The following is a 16,152-nucleotide window of genomic DNA, read 5'->3' on the forward strand; positions in this document are numbered from 1 at the left end:
TTGGAGAACAACTCCAACCCTTTCGCCGGCCCTTCGTCAATAAGAAGGTGCTGGCGAATTCTCATTTTTCAAGCATACCAGCTCGCTGAACATCCCCTAAGAGAATGTATAGAGCCTGGACTTATCACTTATAAAATTTAGATTTTCAAGGAGAGTCGAACATGGAATTGATACAACAGTTAATAAACGGGGTTTCATTAGGAAGTATTTATGCCCTTATCGCTCTCGGATATACGATGGTTTACGGGATTGTTAAATTGATAAACTTCGCACATGGCGATGTATTCATGGTCGGTTCATTCGTTGGGTTTTACTCGATAACGGTTCTGGATCTGTCATTCGTGCCAGCCCTATTAATCTCGATGACGGTCTGTGCGCTGTTTGGGGTATTGATCGAGCGTATCGCGTACAAGCCATTGCGTAACGCAACACGTATTGCTGCCCTTATCACTGCCATCGGTGTTTCCCTTTTGATCGAATACGGATTCATCTACGTCCGCGGTGCACAGCCGGAAGCTTATCCGAATGATGTATTGCCGACAGACAAGTTCAATATTTTTGGAGTTTCCATCAATAGTCAATCGGTTTTGATTTTTGGAGTGGCCGTTGTCCTGATGATCATCCTTCAAATCATCGTTCATAAATCAAAAATAGGAAAAGCGATGCGTGCCGTTTCCTTCGACGCGGATGCAGCGAAGCTTATGGGAATAAATGTCGATAACACGATTTCTGCCACCTTTGCAATCGGTTCCGCATTGGCTGGGGCAGCAGGCGTCATTTTCGGTATTTACTATATTAAGATCGAGCCGCTCATGGGTGTGCTTCCGGGATTGAAGGCATTCGTTGCCGCCGTACTTGGAGGAATCGGAATTATACCGGGCGCGATGGTCGGTGGACTATTGCTAGGTGTCATCGAAGCTTTGGTCAGTGCCGCCGGTTACTCATTATGGCGTGATGCTGTAGCCTTCGTCGTACTGATTCTTATCTTGATTTTCATGCCACAAGGCTTATTCGGTAAAAACAAAAAAGAAAAAGTATAGGGGAGACAAAGCAATGACTACAATTAAGCGAGCAAAAGGTTTTTGGCTCTCGATTTCACTATCATTGATCTTTTTCGCCGCAGTTCAAGTGTTAATCGGCGGCGGATCGCTAAATCCTTTTTATCAAAATACGCTCATGTTCATCGGGATCAATATCATTCTGGCAGCGAGCCTGCACTTGATCATCGGGATAACCGGGCAGTTCTCGATTGGACATGCCGGATTCCTGGCAGTCGGTGCCTATGCTTCAGCCGTTATGACGATGAAGCTGGAAATGCCATTTTATGCGGCATTGATAGTTGGCGGTTTGGCGTCAGCGGTGGCAGGTTTGATCATCGGAATTCCAAGCTTACGCTTAAAAGGTGACTACCTGGCGATTGCGACCTTGGGTTTTGGGGAAATCGTCCGGATCATGCTGTTGAATATCGATTATGTCGGCGGGGCGAGCGGCATGCAGGTTTCCCATTTGACCACTTGGCCGTGGGTATTCGCTTCCGTCATCGTTACGATCATCGTCATCCGAAACTTTACTAGTTCGACCCACGGAAGAGCCTGCATATCGATCCGCGAGGACGAAACGGCTGCCGATTCGATGGGAATCAACACGACGTATTACAAAGTTGTCGCGTTTGCGATCGGTGCTTTTTTTGCCGGTATTGCTGGAGGGCTTTACGCTCATAACTTCTATATCATCCAGCCATCGAACTTCGGATTCCTGAAATCATTTGATATTTTGATCCTAGTCGTACTTGGCGGTCTTGGAAGTCTTTCCGGTGCCGTATTGGCCGCGATTTTACTGACGGTTGTCACGACTTTCCTGCAGGATTATCCGGAAACACGAATGATCATCTACAGTCTTGTGCTTATCGTGATGATGCTCTATCGTCCGCAAGGTTTAATGGGGACAAAAGAAATAACATCCATGTTCAAACGTAAAGGAGGAAGCAGCCATGAAAAAAATAAAAACACCGCTGCTTAAAGTCGATTCAGTCGGCATCCAGTTCGGAGGGCTCAAAGCCGTTTCTGATGTTAACGTCGAGTTATATCCAGGAGAACTAATTGGCTTGATCGGGCCGAACGGCGCTGGAAAAACAACTTTCTTTAACTTGCTGACAGGAGTTTACGTCCCGACAGAGGGCACGATTTCTTTGGAAGGTGAGAACTTAAGAAAACTGCCTCCATATAAAATCACGCAAAAAGGGATCAGCCGGACATTCCAGAACATTCGCTTGTTCAGTGAACTATCCGTGATCGATAATGTAAAAGTTGCCTATCATTCGCTTTCGAAGCATGGCATTTTAAGTTCGATCTTCCGCATGCCGATCCATTTTAAAGGCGAAAAGGAAATGGATGAAAAGGCGATTGAGTTCCTGAAGATTTTCAACCTTGATCAATATAAGGATGAAAAGGCGAAGAACCTGCCATATGGTAAACAAAGACGTTTGGAAATCGCCCGTGCACTTGCAGCCAACCCGAAACTGCTTTTACTGGATGAACCGGCTGCGGGGATGAACCCTCAGGAAACGCACGAACTCATGAACCTGATTGCCCTCATCCGTGAGAAATTTGACTTGACCGTATTATTGATAGAACATGATATGCCGCTCGTCATGGGTGTTTGCGAACGCATATACGTACTCGATCACGGACAACTGATCGCTCAAGGAAAGCCTGAGGAAATCCGTAACAATCCAAAAGTCATCGAGGCCTATCTGGGCGAGGAGGTTTCATAATGTTAAAAATCGAGGACATCAACGTCTATTACGGAAACATTCAAGCCCTGAAAGGAATCTCGCTTTCTATTAACGAAGGCGAAATCGTAACCCTGATCGGGGCGAACGGAGCCGGGAAAAGCACGATGCTGAAGACCATTTCAGGTCTATTAAAACCAAAACAAGGGAAGATCATATACGAAGGGCAATCCATCGGCGGAAAGGCAGCACAATCCATCGTGAAGATGGGCATCTCCCATGTCCCTGAAGGACGGCGGGTCTTTGCTAACATGACCGTTGAAGAAAACCTTCAGCTTGGTGCATATTTACGTAAGGATAAGGCAGGCATCAAGCAGGATATGGAGAAAGTCTATGAATTATTCCCGCGGTTGCTAGAGCGCCTGAAACAGCAATCCGGAACCCTTTCCGGCGGGGAACAGCAAATGCTCGCAATGGGCAGGGCACTCATGGCCAAGCCCCGGCTTCTGTTATTGGACGAGCCATCCATGGGACTTGCCCCATTATTGGTGAAGCAAATCTTTCATATCATCGAAGAAATCAACAAAACGGGTACAACGATTCTGCTGGTCGAACAAAATGCTAACTTAGCCTTATCCATCGCGGACAGAGCCTATGTTGTCGAAACCGGCCGAATTGTCCTATCAGGCAAATCAGAGGAACTGACCGCAAGCGAAGAGATCAAGAATGCCTATTTAGGAGGACATTAAACCGTTTTATAGCGTTTCAGACTGCAGGCAAACTCGAAGAAAAGCGAGTTTACCTGCAGTTTTTTATTTGAAAAACGTTCCAGTTGATTTCAGAAATCCGCTCCCTTTCCGCCGGCTGTCTGCCAAGCCGCATCAAAGCAAGCGCCTGTGGGGTCTCGGCTAGCCAGTTATTCGGCAGGAGTGTCGCAGATTTCTTCAATCTAGTGTTTCATCCATATAAAAAGTAAAAAACAGGAAGGATGAACAAGTCTTCTTTTAAAAAAGGATTCGGGGTGAGATACTTCGGCCCCCTTAAGACAAAAGTGTTTTTATCTGAATAAGTTGATTGGAACGGAGGGTACGAGACTCCTGCGGGAAATGCGAGTCCAAGGGAGACCCCACAGACGCGAAACGTCGAGGAGGCTCTCGGACTGCCCGCGGAAAGCGAGTGCCTGGAGTGGAAATCAAAGTGCAGATTTTACCGTAATAAATTATTATCAAGTTTGTCTACAGTCAACCGCTTTGTTTTAAAATTAGATAGAACCCAAATATGTCGACAAACTGAGACCGCTTTATAGCGGTTTTTTTCTTATGCAAATAAGTTATTTTAACTAGATAAAAAGGTTAGTAAAACCAAATCAGACGGTATACAATCTAGTTAGGAATAATAGTAGAATTGGTTCATGATATAACCTCATCGATAGCTATTCTTAATCATATTTTTTGGAGTGATTGTATGCACAAAAAACTTATTCAGGCCATACTGCCGGTATTATTACTGTTTATGATTCTGCCAATCTACAAGCCGGATGCTGCATCTGCAGAAGAAACGCCGCAATCCGATGGTGTCATCGTCAAATATAAAGAGACGGACGATGAGCCGATCAACGAGTTGATAGAAAAGGTGGAGGTTCCTAAAGGGGAAACGACCGACAACCTGATCGAGGAACTTGAAGAACAGAAGAATGTGGAATATGCAGAACCAAACTATCTTTTCAAGAAGATGGAAAGCCCGAACGATCCAGCCTACATAGACCAGTGGCATCATAAAAAGCTTGGTACGAATGCAGCGTGGACAAAATCCATGGGATCAAAGGAAATAATGGTGGCCATCATTGACGACGGCATCGATCGCAACCACGAAGATTTAAAAGGGAAGATCGTCAATGCCTATGATACGATACGCAATCGGAAGCATATCGTACCAAAAGGGGCGCATGGAACGCATATCGCTGGCATCATTGCCGGTTCTGCGAACAACGGCATAGGCGGAACGGGTGTTGCTCCGAACGTTAAACTAATGCCGATCAACGTCTTTGATGGTGAGTATGCCGATACGGCCGATATCATTGACGCGATACATTATGCCGTTCAGCAAAAGGCAAACATCATCAATATGAGTTTAGGAGACACCAGTTATTCGGAAGCCTTGAACAATGCTGTCCAGGAAGCCTATAAAAAAGGCGTACTGATCGTCGCGGCTGCCGGGAATGAAGGGGATATGGGGAAAAATGTACAGCGTGTGTACCCAGCGGCATTCAGCCATGTCATTTCCGTTGCTGCCACTGACTCAAGGGACAAGCGTCCCAGTTATTCCAACTACCATTCAACAGTCGATATCGCGGCCCCTGGAGATGATATCCTTTCAACCTTGCCATATGGTAAATACGGCTGGATGAGCGGAACATCGATGGCCACGCCGATGGTAGCGGGTGTAGCAGCACTGATTTGGTCCCATGAGCCCAAACTTAACAAAAAGGAGGTCGAATACCGCCTCTACGATTCAGCCATGGACCTAGGTGCAGCAGGGAAGGACATATACTATGGAAACGGGCGGGTCAATGCCAAAAAAGCACTGGAGATGAAGACGCTGACCAAACCGGCGGTGACCGCGATTTCCGATAAGGACACCAAAATCAATGGGAAAATCCCGACTGATTTCAAAACGGGGACCGTCTCCATTTATACCAATAAAAAACAACTCGCCACAGTGAAGATCAACGGCGAAAAAACGTTTACAGCGACTATCGCAAAACAAACGGCCGGCACGATCATCTCTACTAGGCTCATCGATAAAGCGGGAAATAAAAGTATCCCCGCTTCGTTTAAAGTGGCAGATAAAACGGCTCCAGCAAGACCGTCAGTAAATACGGTAGGAGACAATACCGTTAAAGTAACCGGTAAAGCGGAAGCGAGCTCCGCCATCACTGTCAAAACTGGCAGTACGGTTCTCGGCAAAGCAAATTCGAACAGCGCAGGGAATTTCACCGTAACGATGTCAAAAAAACAAAAAGCGGGAAAAGTCCTATCCGTTACAGCAACCGATCAAGCAGGAAATATAAGCTCGCCCAAAACCTTGACCGTCGCAGACAAAACAGCACCAAGTAAACCTACGGTCAACACCGTAACCACAAAAACAACAAAAGTAACAGGTAAAGCAGAAGCCAACTCCACTGTCTCCATCAAAGCATCAGGAAAAGTGATCGGCTCAGCCGCAGCAACCACTAAAGGCACATTCTCGGTAAAAATCCCCAAGCAAAAAGCAGGGAAGAACTTATATACCTATGCCAAAGACAAAGCGAAAAACGTGAGTGAATCAAGAAAAGTAACAGTTAAAAAGTGATAGAAAAACACAGCCCCCCATACTCAACTTGGGGGCTGCTCTTGTATCAATCTTTATTTCCATACATCCATTCCGTGCTTCGGCTGTAGAGTTCAATGATATTGCCGAAAGGATCCTCACAATAGATTAAATAATAGGGCTTGTTCTCCCATGTATTCCATAGATTGCTACGCCTTTTACCGCCAGAAGCAGCAATATCATCAGCAAGCCTTTCAATATCATCCGCTATTAAGCAAATATGAAAAAAGCCCTCATAACCGCGACTTTCACCTTTAGGCATTCTCGGCTCCTCAAACTCAAAAAGCTCAATCCCCACTCCATCATCCGCCATCAAATGAGCATTTCGCATCTTTTTAACATGCTCACCAAGAAGATCATTCATCATATTATGTTTATTCTCCTCACTTGCATCAAACGTATAGGGACCCGCCAGTAACCTGAATCTCAACACCTGCTCATACCACTTAATCGCAGCATCCAAATCAGGTACATCCAATCCAATGTGAGTAATTGCTGTCATACGTATCCCCCCTGATAATAAAATACCCTATTAAGGTTAGGGGCAAACGGTACCGTTTTGGACAAAAAAAAGAAGCAATAGCCAATATTGCTTCCTTGATTACATATATCGACCTCATGAAATTCTTTAAATCTCACCCTCTTCAAGCCTCCTATTATACTCAACTTTACTAATTAATCCCTTTGCATTACAGGTAAGACAATCTGTATAAATATCGTAGGCACCTGTACCTGCACAAACATGGCATTTAACATGAGTTTCCGGTATATCCTTATGCATGAATGAAAAAACTTTTCCAATATACTGCAGAATAATCATTCCCAAAACTCCTTTTTTTTCTATCTTACAACGAAAAAGTGAGAAGGAAACAGGGAATACAATAACATTACTTAAAACAAATAAAACCATAACATACTTTACATGGGGTTAAAAAATGTGCTGATGGGGAATCAAGGTGGAGCCTGTTTTGTTCGGGAAATGCGCTACCTGTTCTACATGATACTTCTGTTTTCAGAAAAAAAGAACATCCACAAAGATGTCCTTTAATGTGTAATTACTTCATTTTTCTTAAAATCCATAAGTAAGCCACTATTGAAATCCCCACAGAGACTGCAGCCATGATGTAAATGCTTATATACCCAAACAGATAGCCGATTTGTCCGAAGAGGATGGCACCGAAACCGATTCCAAGATCAAAGAAGGAATAGAAAGTGGCATTGGCCATGCCTTTTCGATTTCGGGCAGCATGTTCAAGAGACCACGCTTGAAGAGCCGGTTGGACAGCACCGAATCCAATGCCATAAAAAATAGCTGCCATATACAGAATCATGTTACTTGGCATCCAGGCTAGCAATAGCATCGCCACTACGGTAAAAAGAGTGGATGGAATGAAGACAGCTTGATGTCCTTTTTGATCATAGATCTTTCCAGCGAACATACGTGTGAAAATAAGGGCTAAAGCGTAAAGAAAAAAGTATCCTTGAATACCTGTCAGACCTTTTTCGATTGTATAAAGCGGTAAGAAGGTAGCGGTCCCGCCAAAAGTTACCGTAATGAAAAAGACAAGAACGGAAGGTGCAACAGCGCTTTTTTCATAAATGTCAAACCTATTAGTTTTAACTGGGGCAGAAGCATGATCTCCTTTTTTATAAGTAATTGTTGAAGCCATGATCCAAGCTGCCAGGCATAATGCTCCGCAAAATAAAAACAAATGTTGAAAGGTTAAAACATCCGCTAAGAAAAGCCCAAATGAAGGACCAAAAGCCATCGCCAAATTACCCGATAAAGTGAAGTATCCCATTCCCTCCCCCCGACGCTTGGCTGGGATAAGGTCGGAAGCAATCGTACCTGATGCCGTGGTCGCATATCCCCAGCCAATCCCTTGCACAATCCTGATAGCGCAAAGAAGGAAAATACTCATCATAAATCCAAACGAACCAATCGCTACAGCCAATATGGCTAGACCGAACAGGAAAACAAAACGTCTGCCTTTTGTTTCCAAGGCCTGTCCAGCAAAGGGGCGGACAATCAGGGCAGAAAATAAAAACATGCCAGCAACTAACCCAATATACCGTTCATTTCCGCCAAGCTCTTTTACAAAAAGCGGAAGGGTCGGGGAAGTCATCTGAAAGGATAAAAAAACAAAAAAGTTAGCCAAGAAAATCATTATAAAATCACGCGTCCAGATTTTATTAGCAACCGGAAGTTCTTCTTTTAACAAGGGTACACCCATAATCGTTATTCTCCTTAATTGATAGTAATTATCATTCTCATTTTACTAAAGTTATAGAGAACAATCTATAAAAATTAAAGATCACTATAAATCTGAGTAATATTGACTAATGGTTAGCCCGTATAATTTATTTAGTAATCTGAGCATAGCCAAGACGAAGGCTCGCTGTAAGAATTTAGACAATTATTGCCTCTCCTCCTCATAGAAAGGGCCTCTTTGAAAATACGACAAGGAAATGAAGTGTTAAAAGTGGAATCTTAGGATGAACCTTTTAGTAGAAAAGGAAATACAACACACAGGGTCTTATAGCGGATTTTATTATCAAACTGCCATTAGATCATGTTCCTGTCTCTATAGAACCCTTCTGTAGAGTGGAAGTAACCTTGCATGAACAATTGTACAGTTCCATTGGAAATTAATGAATCCACTAGGGGATTATGGTAAAGTTGCCGGATATTTGGGAGAGTTATTAAAAAAGCGTATCATTAATATGAAATTTTGATTAAGGACCTTTTATTTACCATTTATAAAGTATATTATATTTGGGAAATGAGAATTAAAGGAGTTAATTATGGGTAGATTTACAGAGACTGTAATGGAGAGGGTAGAAGATTCTCTACATAGTAGGAAGAAACCTATGGTTGTTAAACTAAATTCCGAACAACTTGATGATTTTATAAAAAAATTTCCGGATGGCGGAGAGTTTTTTGGTTTAAGCTATCACATTCATGATGATAAGACGGTCACTTTTAACTATAATTCAGATGGCAGACTCCTAGAAGTATTGAATTTGGTTAAGTGATTGGTACTTTAAAGTATCCAGCAGAAATGCTGGATTTTTTTGAACTTAAATAATCTTAATGAGATTAAGTGCATATCAAAGTCGAATGATGTAGAAGATAAAACAGCAACTATGAATCCGACAGTAAATGGAGGCGGTACAAAACGACAAAATAAATGGCAAAGCGGAATAATCGCGGCTTTTATTCCAGAAACTCAAAAAGCTCAATCCCCACTCCATTATCCGCCATCAATTGAGCATTTCGCATCTTTTTAACATGCTCACCAAGAAGGTCATTCGTTATATTATGTTCATTTTTCCTCACCTGCATCAAACGAAAAGGGAACCGCCAATAACCTGAAACCCAACACCTGCTCATACCACTTAATCGCAGCATCCAAATCAGGTACAGCCAATCCAATGTGAATAATTGCTGTCATATGTATCCCCCTGATAATAAAATACCCTAAAAGATGGAGGACAAACGGTACCGTTTTGGACAAAAAAAAAGAAGCAATAGCCAATATTGCTTCCTTGATTACATATATCGACCTCATGAAATTCTTTAAATCTCACCCTCTTCAAGCCTCCTATTATACTCAACTTTACTAATTAATCCCTTTGCATTACAGGTAAGACAATCTGTATAAATATCGTAGGCACCTGTACCTGCACAAACATGGCATTTAACATGAGTTTCCGGTATATCCTTATGCATGAATGAAAAAACTTTTCCAATATACTGCAGAATAATCATTCCCAAAACTCCTTTTTTTTCTATCATACAACGAAAAAGAGAGAAGGAAACAGGGAATACAATAACATTACTTAAAACAAATAAAACCATTACATAGTTTACATGGGTTTAAAATTTTGCTTGATGGAAGTTAGGGTGATACCGTGTAGTTTAATACAATCACGAAATAGCCAATTTGTTTTTAGAAAACCTACCAAAATTATTCTTTCAAGCAATCATTATTTTTTATAGTATTGTTTTCAGAATTTCCATTTAAATATATTCCTTTATTGTTGTTTTTACATTTGTTATTAATAATGATATTAGATGTAGAGTTATATAAATAAAATCCATTTTCTTTATTAAACTGGGATGTATTGGACTTTATAGTATTACTAGAGACTTCCACTAAATTAATACCATTAATTAAACTATTTTTTATCGAATTATGATATACAGTATTATTATTAGAACCCCCAACCAGAGAAATACCATTTTTATTATTTTCTAAGATATTATCTTTTACTATAACACCTGATGATTTGTCTATATTGATTCCGCTCTCCTTATTTGTTAGACACGTATTGTTTTTAGCAATCCCGTCTTTCACTTTGAAAAAAACAATGCCACTCGCTCCGTTTTGGTTACAAGTATTACCAGTGACTACAGTCCCAGTAACATCCCCATGCACTAGAATACCGAATCCTGCATTGTTAAAGAAATAAGATTTTTCTATCAATACATTTTTAACACTATAACCTACAACTGATTCCGGTTCCAAATCTATACCTGATGAGGGTGGTGTTCCATTTGTATTTTCAAAACGCGAATCAGAAATAACAATATTTTTCGCATAAATAATACTTATGCCTTGTCTTCTATTATTATCAGCCTTAATTCCTTTAATTTTAACATTCGAGGATGGAATTTTTCCATTCTCAATTCCGGCTCCTAAAAAAACCCCATCTCCCCAGCAATTCTTTACTGTTACATCTTTTATAGTCACGTTAGAAGCTCCGTTCAAAGCAATACAGTATCCCCACTCTCCATTTGTAGCCTTGTGTTCATTGCGATCTCCTTGAATAACACCCTTTCCATATATTTTCACATTTGACTTGTCTGCTACTCTTAAAATGGCATAACTTTCGGAATCATTTGGAATTGCCTTTAAAACTGCGTCTGGGGATAGTTTCAATTCAACATTATTCCCAAGACTTACTCCCCCAGTAGGTTTATCTCGTTCTTTTTTATCATATAATACACCAGTAGCTTTTATATAATAAACACCTGCAGGTACATAAATAGTCCCCCCACTTGTTAATGAATCGTTAGCCGCTTGGAAGGCTGCTGTCCAATCATAACCTTCAGGGATATCTTCTATTAAATGATCATATTCAGTTACGTTTATATGCGGCTTTCTTTTGTGTTCTTGTTCATGATTGTTAATACTGAATATATTCCAAAAAAGGATTACAAACAAAACAAGCAAATTAGTTAATAAGAGTTTTTTTCCACTCAACTTTTACAGCTCCCGTTGTTTAAATGAATGTTTAACTAGTAATTAAAAAAAATATAACGTAAATCCTCACAAAAGTATTTTTTTTTGTTGACTAAAATTAAAGAGGTATATTAATGGTTTTATTTAGTGTGTTTACTGTTTGGACTCTTTTTCTCATCGGAACATCTAATGCTATTATATGCTGGGGTTGTGCTAAATGCGACATCTTCTATTAATCCTTTTACATATGGGGAAACATTTATCATGGTCTACATAAATCGGCCGAATACGAAAAAATATTGAAAATTTATTATATCTTCTACATAGAATTGTTGCTATTTGATCCAATGGATACCATAAGTGAATGTATCAATTACCTCTAGCCTGTTTATCTGGGCAACTTTTACTCCGACTTTAAATATTGTCAAATAAACTTTATGGGAAGTAATCGTACTTCAGGAACTGGTCCAAATAATTCTTCTAATAGTTGGGCAGGCCGCTTAGAGAAGAGTTTACGTTCTGAGAGGGATGAATTAGAAACATTAAGTTTTATCAATCATGGCCAAGAGGGGTATTCAACAAAGGATTTGTTAAAGGGTAAAAAAATTGATGCGGTTATTCATGATAATCCTGATCTGGTTATTTTTAGAAATCCCCTGATTAACAATCAATATCAATCGATTAGTTTGGAAAAGACGGAAAAAGATTTAAAAAACATCATGTCAAAATTACAAAAAGAGCTACCGAATGCAAAGATTCAATCATTTCACCGAATCCAGTGGCTAATAGTAAAACCGAGAATAACTTAGATTTGAATTATATGGATTAAATTGAAATTTCTGAAAGGGTTATTAAAAAAATAAATGGGCTTATATGAATATAATGGAAGGGGTTGGAAATTGACTAAAAGAAGAGAATATGAGATTGGCTGATATATTAACAAATGATAATGTCCATCCCAATGATCAAGGACATAACATTTGGTTCGAGATGTTGGATGAATATTTTAAGCTGAAGTAATGTCACAAATATTTGTTTCTCAAGTATAGAAATAAGAAATACAGTTATTAGAGTTTTTGCTTTTGTGTTGAATGCTTCCATTAGTAGTCTAAAATGGATAAACTGACGAACACCTTTCTTTTTACGATCCTCATTTACTCGTTCAGCATGTTCCCTACAATCAGTAGATGACGATTGGAAGGTATTGGCGGATTAGAAAAAACTAGAATCGTTACTAGTTGCGATTAATGATCGCGTTGTACAAATTGATTATATCTTGCTAAAACACAGCGCCGCAAACGCGTACGGTCCGGAGTTAGAAGGAAATAACGGAAACTCAGTTCAACTTGGAGGCGTTTATATTCCGGTCAGTTCTGACGATGTTAACCCTGGCTATATGACGGCCAGCTAGACGCTGCATTCAAGCAATTAGAAACGCATATTGCGCTAGTCTTTCAAATGTTGGAAACACCGCAATGGCTATTCGGAACTGTCCTCGGAGATAATTCGGGTGGTACAGGAACATCTCATACAGATAGCTGATCTACTAAGGCTCGTTTCATGCCAATCTTTTCGAAGGTTAAGCGTATTCGGACGCATTATGATAAAGCATTACACGACTCATTATACGCATGCCAATTATTCGATATTGCGCACGGCGACGCAAAGTTTAAAGCGGTTTATCCGTCAATCGCATGGGAAGACGGTATACCTAAGAGTGAGCTCGAGCAAGCGGAAATCATGGAGGGATCGAAAGCAACTATCGACATAAAACGGCAATCAAACGTTTAGTTGGCGTAGATGATGAGAAGGCCGCCGAAATAGCACGGCGCATTTCAGAAGACGAGAAGGCAATCAGCGGTTTAGTCGATAATAGGATTTTTAACGAGGCTAACTAATGGCTGGCGATATCTCGAAGATCCAGACGCCAACCTACGACTATGAAATCGCCAAGCTTCGCGGCTACTACGACGAAGCATTATCGAAAGTATCGCGCGAACTACTACAGCTCGGCTTAACCAACTTCGAACGTACGCAGATCATCGCCACTCAGAAGGAGATTAAGAAAGTGTTGGCGGAGCTGGCCGAATTAGCATCCGACTGGATTGCGACTAACATTCCGGTGGCCGCGACTGACGGCGTTGCTATCTCGCTTATTTCGCTAGGGTTAGCGGAGACAATCGGGGAAGAGCGCGGCATCAAAGTTAACAAGCTGAATCGCGAATTTATAAAGACCGCCGTAACCGACACGCAGGACGATTTATTGCAGATTACGCAGACGTCGAGCGCAAGGTGCGGACGTCGATTCGCCAAGACGTGCTCAGCAAGTTAGACCAGGCAACGAAGACCGGCATTATCGACTCAGCCGGCCGATGGTGGAAGCCGGAAGTTTACGCGGACATGGTGGTGCGGACGAAGATGGCGTCAACTCAGCGTGGGACGGCGACCAATAACGCGCTAGGACGCGATGTGTATTACGGAGTTATCAGCCGGCACGGAGCTAGGGATGCCTGTGCTATGTGGGAAGGACGAGTCGTTAAGTTGGTCCGAGAGGCGCCCGGAGATTATCCGGTTAGTGGCGATATATCAAGGCGCGAATTATTCCCCCCAAACTGCAAACACGTTATATCGCCGGTAGAAGACCAGAAAGACTATCCGAATAACCTGCTTAATAGCTACCGCTGGGTATTCGAATATTTCGTTATCATAAGTATGAATAGTAGTATTGTAATTCAGTGTATCCTCCGATAAAATGAGTGATGGGAGAAAAAGGAATGTTCAGTGTTCAGTTTGTCTGAGTTCCTTTTATAAGGAGGATACAATGAGAAGATTTGTAGAGATAGACATCGCAAGAGGTTTAACTATATTCTTGGTAGTGGCAGGGCATACTACTGTACCGGAATGGTTAAATAATATATTAAGAGATTTTAGAATGCCTTTATTCTTTTTAGTATCCGGTTATCTTTTTAGTAGCCAAAAGTATTTGAATAATACCCGGATGTTGTGGACGAATAAATTTTACACTTTACTAGTTCCGTATTTTACAGCAGGGATACTTTCTTATTTTTACTGGATAATTATAAAAGTGGCGGACCCGTCAAACGGCGAGTATATTTGGTATAAACCCTTAGTGGGTGTTTTTTACGGAAACGGTGTTGATGGTTGGCTTGGCTTGAACGAACCTATATGGTTTTTGGTGTGTTTATTTTGTGCCCAAATACTTTATTGCTACACTCAAAAGATTATTGGGGGGTTGGGTTTTTACACACAGGCAGGCATTTACATGCTCATAGGTTTCGCGGGTTATGCTGTAAGTCGAGTTATCTTTTTGCCTTGGGGGCTTGATATTGCTTTAGTTGCTCTTTTATTTATGTATTTAGGGAATAAATTTAAATACTATCAATTCATAGAAAAATTAAAGCCTGTAGGGTTTGTATCAGTACTATCGCTTATAGTATTCGGGGCGACAACCTATTTTAATAATGCGGATATGAACAACAGAATTTATGGTAATTTGTTTACTTTCTATATTGCAGGAATATCCGGTAGCATATTAGCATTGTCATTTACGAAAGTGTTACTTAGAAACAACGCAACTGTAAAATTCTTTACGCTATTAGGCAGGGAATCTTTATTAATTTTGATTTTCCACGCCGGACTAGCTATTACGACGTTATCCTATGTTGATATTCTTTTTGTTAATGGAACAGTTCATTGGAGTGTGTATTTGACAATCGGATTAACACTTCCTTTGGTATTATCCATCTTCATTAAGAAGATACCTATCTTGAACGTACTTTTAAATGGAAAAGGAGGTCCGTCGAAGTCACAAAAATTAGTTAGGGGTTCAAAGATATCGTGAATTAAATAGACACGTATTTGGAACAAACTGTACGGCACCAATACGAAAGGCTTCGCAATTATGCGGGGCCTTTTTCTTATGCCTTACGAAATGGGGTTAAACTTTCGGCTGCTTTAAATTAATGCGTGACGGCGGGTAAACGGGAGGTAACGCATGAGCGAAGAATTAAACGAAGTTGTAACGGAACACCCGAAACACCAGCGATAGAAACGCCGGAAGCTAAAACGTTTACACAGGCTGAAGTCGATAAGATTTTAACCGACCGCATAGCGCGCGCAAATAGGAAGCTCGAAAAGTTTGCGGACTATGACGACGTGAAAACGAAAGCATCCGAATACGAAAAGTTGCTCGAAGAAAAGCGCCTTGCAGAGTTGTCCAAAAAGGGACGCCTAGAGGAAATCGCTAAGAAACGAAGAAGAAAAGCACTCCTTATCGCAGGAGCTCGAAAGCATGCGAGAAAGCGTGAAGGCGGAGAAGATCCGCAACGCATTTAACCAGGTTGCGCGTGGTAACGCAGGCACAACTGCAGCCGCAATTGCTGACTTAGCTAAAATCGAAGTACAATCGATATTCCTCTTTTTGCGCCTCGCGAGCGAGTGTGACTTCGATTATATCCCGGAAGTAAGCGACAGTTACGACTTCCTTTTGGGGCTGCGGCGGAGGAAATCAACCTCGAAGGGTTGATGGAGAAGCGGACTTCTGGAAGGTGGAGGACGGTTTATAATAGCGGAGTGATGGAGAAACCATTTCCGCACATACTTAAACTTTCCGACCAACGATATGCAAATTTGTTCATGACCGTTCTCCTTTATCGTCCAGTTTTCGCAAGGTACCTTCTTCTTCTTCTGATATTTACTTTTACGTTTAACGTATTTTACCTGTCTCCAAATTATTGTGACAATGTATATCCTCTTTACAATTTACCGATACGGTAATGACTG

18 protein-coding genes are annotated in these 16,152 nt (G+C 41.2%); 12 read left to right on the forward strand and 6 right to left on the reverse strand.

Going from position 1 to position 16,152, the window contains the following annotated elements:
* The first annotated feature begins 161 nt into the window (after nt 1-161).
* The 5 genes from Q8G36_RS03260 to Q8G36_RS03280 all read left to right on the forward strand — a co-directional run bounded on the left by Q8G36_RS03260 (nt 162) and on the right by Q8G36_RS03280 (nt 6,082).
* Nucleotides 162-1,040 carry a branched-chain amino acid ABC transporter permease gene (locus Q8G36_RS03260; RefSeq protein WP_063232912.1) on the forward strand — a complete coding sequence of 293 codons (879 nt, stop codon included), beginning with the start codon at nt 162-164 and terminating at the stop codon, nt 1,038-1,040.
* A 13-nt stretch (nt 1,041-1,053) separates the two neighbouring features.
* A complete protein-coding gene (locus tag Q8G36_RS03265) occupies nt 1,054-2,019 on the forward strand; it encodes a branched-chain amino acid ABC transporter permease (protein ID WP_305158959.1) in 966 nt (321 codons plus the stop codon).
* Complete coding sequence (locus tag Q8G36_RS03270) at nt 1,991-2,773, forward strand: ABC transporter ATP-binding protein (RefSeq protein WP_034308746.1); 783 nt, start codon at nt 1,991-1,993, stop codon at nt 2,771-2,773. The genes Q8G36_RS03265 and Q8G36_RS03270 overlap by 29 nt, the downstream gene beginning before the upstream one ends.
* Nucleotides 2,773-3,480: an ABC transporter ATP-binding protein gene (locus Q8G36_RS03275; protein WP_063232914.1), complete on the forward strand. Its 708-nt coding sequence runs from the start codon at nt 2,773-2,775 to the stop codon at nt 3,478-3,480. The genes Q8G36_RS03270 and Q8G36_RS03275 overlap by 1 nt, the downstream gene beginning before the upstream one ends.
* A 715-nt stretch (nt 3,481-4,195) precedes the next feature.
* Nucleotides 4,196-6,082, forward strand: a complete 1,887-nt coding sequence (locus Q8G36_RS03280) for a S8 family serine peptidase (protein WP_305158960.1) — start codon at nt 4,196-4,198, stop codon at nt 6,080-6,082.
* Between the two features lie 46 nt (nt 6,083-6,128).
* Here Q8G36_RS03280 and Q8G36_RS03285 read toward each other — a convergent pair whose 3' ends face one another.
* The 3 genes from Q8G36_RS03285 to Q8G36_RS03295 all read right to left on the reverse strand — a co-directional run bounded on the left by Q8G36_RS03285 (nt 6,129) and on the right by Q8G36_RS03295 (nt 8,334).
* Complete coding sequence (locus tag Q8G36_RS03285) at nt 6,129-6,602, reverse strand: VOC family protein (RefSeq protein ID WP_305158961.1); 474 nt, start codon at nt 6,600-6,602, stop codon at nt 6,129-6,131.
* Between the two features lie 126 nt (nt 6,603-6,728).
* A complete protein-coding gene (locus Q8G36_RS03290; RefSeq protein WP_048681418.1) occupies nt 6,729-6,920 on the reverse strand; it encodes a hypothetical protein in 192 nt (63 codons plus the stop codon).
* Nucleotides 6,921-7,155: 235 nt separating this feature from the next.
* Nucleotides 7,156-8,334 carry an MFS transporter gene (locus Q8G36_RS03295; protein WP_305158962.1) on the reverse strand — a complete coding sequence of 393 codons (1,179 nt, stop codon included), beginning with the start codon at nt 8,332-8,334 and terminating at the stop codon, nt 7,156-7,158.
* 571 nt (nt 8,335-8,905) lie between these two features.
* Between Q8G36_RS03295 and Q8G36_RS03300 the strand changes: the two genes are divergently transcribed.
* Complete coding sequence (locus Q8G36_RS03300) at nt 8,906-9,136, forward strand: hypothetical protein (protein ID WP_305158963.1); 231 nt, start codon at nt 8,906-8,908, stop codon at nt 9,134-9,136.
* 290 nt (nt 9,137-9,426) lie between these two features.
* Here Q8G36_RS03300 and Q8G36_RS03305 read toward each other — a convergent pair whose 3' ends face one another.
* The 3 genes from Q8G36_RS03305 to Q8G36_RS03315 form a co-directional block, all read right to left on the reverse strand.
* A complete protein-coding gene (locus tag Q8G36_RS03305; RefSeq protein ID WP_305158964.1) occupies nt 9,427-9,555 on the reverse strand; it encodes a VOC family protein in 129 nt (42 codons plus the stop codon).
* 125 nt (nt 9,556-9,680) lie between these two features.
* Complete coding sequence (locus Q8G36_RS03310) at nt 9,681-9,872, reverse strand: hypothetical protein (RefSeq protein WP_048681418.1); 192 nt, start codon at nt 9,870-9,872, stop codon at nt 9,681-9,683.
* A 199-nt stretch (nt 9,873-10,071) separates the two neighbouring features.
* Complete coding sequence (locus Q8G36_RS03315) at nt 10,072-11,370, reverse strand: right-handed parallel beta-helix repeat-containing protein (RefSeq protein ID WP_305158965.1); 1,299 nt, start codon at nt 11,368-11,370, stop codon at nt 10,072-10,074.
* A gap of 416 nt (nt 11,371-11,786) precedes the next feature.
* Between Q8G36_RS03315 and Q8G36_RS03320 the strand changes: the two genes are divergently transcribed.
* From Q8G36_RS03320 to Q8G36_RS03340, 6 genes are all read left to right on the forward strand, one after another.
* Nucleotides 11,787-12,158: an SGNH/GDSL hydrolase family protein gene (locus Q8G36_RS03320; protein ID WP_305158966.1), complete on the forward strand. Its 372-nt coding sequence runs from the start codon at nt 11,787-11,789 to the stop codon at nt 12,156-12,158.
* 751 nt (nt 12,159-12,909) lie between these two features.
* Nucleotides 12,910-13,140: a hypothetical protein gene (locus Q8G36_RS03325; RefSeq protein ID WP_305158967.1), complete on the forward strand. Its 231-nt coding sequence runs from the start codon at nt 12,910-12,912 to the stop codon at nt 13,138-13,140.
* A 106-nt stretch (nt 13,141-13,246) separates the two neighbouring features.
* Nucleotides 13,247-13,681, forward strand: a complete 435-nt coding sequence (locus tag Q8G36_RS03330; RefSeq protein WP_305158968.1) for a hypothetical protein — start codon at nt 13,247-13,249, stop codon at nt 13,679-13,681.
* Nucleotides 13,666-14,100 carry a phage minor capsid protein gene (locus tag Q8G36_RS29130; RefSeq protein ID WP_370694012.1) on the forward strand — a complete coding sequence of 145 codons (435 nt, stop codon included), beginning with the start codon at nt 13,666-13,668 and terminating at the stop codon, nt 14,098-14,100. The genes Q8G36_RS03330 and Q8G36_RS29130 overlap by 16 nt, the downstream gene beginning before the upstream one ends.
* A gap of 70 nt (nt 14,101-14,170) precedes the next feature.
* Nucleotides 14,171-15,211 carry an acyltransferase family protein gene (locus Q8G36_RS03335; protein WP_305158969.1) on the forward strand — a complete coding sequence of 347 codons (1,041 nt, stop codon included), beginning with the start codon at nt 14,171-14,173 and terminating at the stop codon, nt 15,209-15,211.
* Nucleotides 15,212-15,336: 125 nt separating this feature from the next.
* A complete protein-coding gene (locus Q8G36_RS03340) occupies nt 15,337-15,705 on the forward strand; it encodes a hypothetical protein (RefSeq protein WP_305158970.1) in 369 nt (122 codons plus the stop codon).
* Nucleotides 15,706-16,152 lie beyond the last annotated feature (447 nt).

The organism is Peribacillus frigoritolerans, from assembly GCF_030676415.1.
In the GTDB taxonomy this organism is placed as follows: Bacteria; Bacillota; Bacilli; order Bacillales; family DSM-1321; genus Peribacillus; species Peribacillus frigoritolerans_A.

Bases quoted from the DNA above. Each gene is read 5' to 3' on its own strand.
- Q8G36_RS03260 (WP_063232912.1), top strand. From the start codon at position 162: ATGGAATTGATACAACAGTTAATAAACGGGGTTTCATTAGGAAGTATT.
- Q8G36_RS03265 (WP_305158959.1), top strand. From the start codon at position 1,054: ATGACTACAATTAAGCGAGCAAAAGGTTTTTGGCTCTCGATTTCACTA.
- Q8G36_RS03270 (WP_034308746.1), top strand. From the start codon at position 1,991: ATGAAAAAAATAAAAACACCGCTGCTTAAAGTCGATTCAGTCGGCATC.
- Q8G36_RS03275 (WP_063232914.1), top strand. From the start codon at position 2,773: ATGTTAAAAATCGAGGACATCAACGTCTATTACGGAAACATTCAAGCC.
- Q8G36_RS03280 (WP_305158960.1), top strand. From the start codon at position 4,196: ATGCACAAAAAACTTATTCAGGCCATACTGCCGGTATTATTACTGTTT.
- Q8G36_RS03285 (WP_305158961.1), bottom strand. From the start codon at position 6,602: ATGACAGCAATTACTCACATTGGATTGGATGTACCTGATTTGGATGCT.
- Q8G36_RS03290 (WP_048681418.1), bottom strand. From the start codon at position 6,920: ATGATTATTCTGCAGTATATTGGAAAAGTTTTTTCATTCATGCATAAG.
- Q8G36_RS03295 (WP_305158962.1), bottom strand. From the start codon at position 8,334: ATGGGTGTACCCTTGTTAAAAGAAGAACTTCCGGTTGCTAATAAAATC.
- Q8G36_RS03300 (WP_305158963.1), top strand. From the start codon at position 8,906: ATGGGTAGATTTACAGAGACTGTAATGGAGAGGGTAGAAGATTCTCTA.
- Q8G36_RS03305 (WP_305158964.1), bottom strand. From the start codon at position 9,555: ATGACAGCAATTATTCACATTGGATTGGCTGTACCTGATTTGGATGCT.
- Q8G36_RS03310 (WP_048681418.1), bottom strand. From the start codon at position 9,872: ATGATTATTCTGCAGTATATTGGAAAAGTTTTTTCATTCATGCATAAG.
- Q8G36_RS03320 (WP_305158966.1), top strand. From the start codon at position 11,787: ATGGGAAGTAATCGTACTTCAGGAACTGGTCCAAATAATTCTTCTAAT.
- Q8G36_RS03325 (WP_305158967.1), top strand. From the start codon at position 12,910: ATGCCAATCTTTTCGAAGGTTAAGCGTATTCGGACGCATTATGATAAA.
- Q8G36_RS03330 (WP_305158968.1), top strand. From the start codon at position 13,247: ATGGCTGGCGATATCTCGAAGATCCAGACGCCAACCTACGACTATGAA.
- Q8G36_RS03335 (WP_305158969.1), top strand. From the start codon at position 14,171: ATGAGAAGATTTGTAGAGATAGACATCGCAAGAGGTTTAACTATATTC.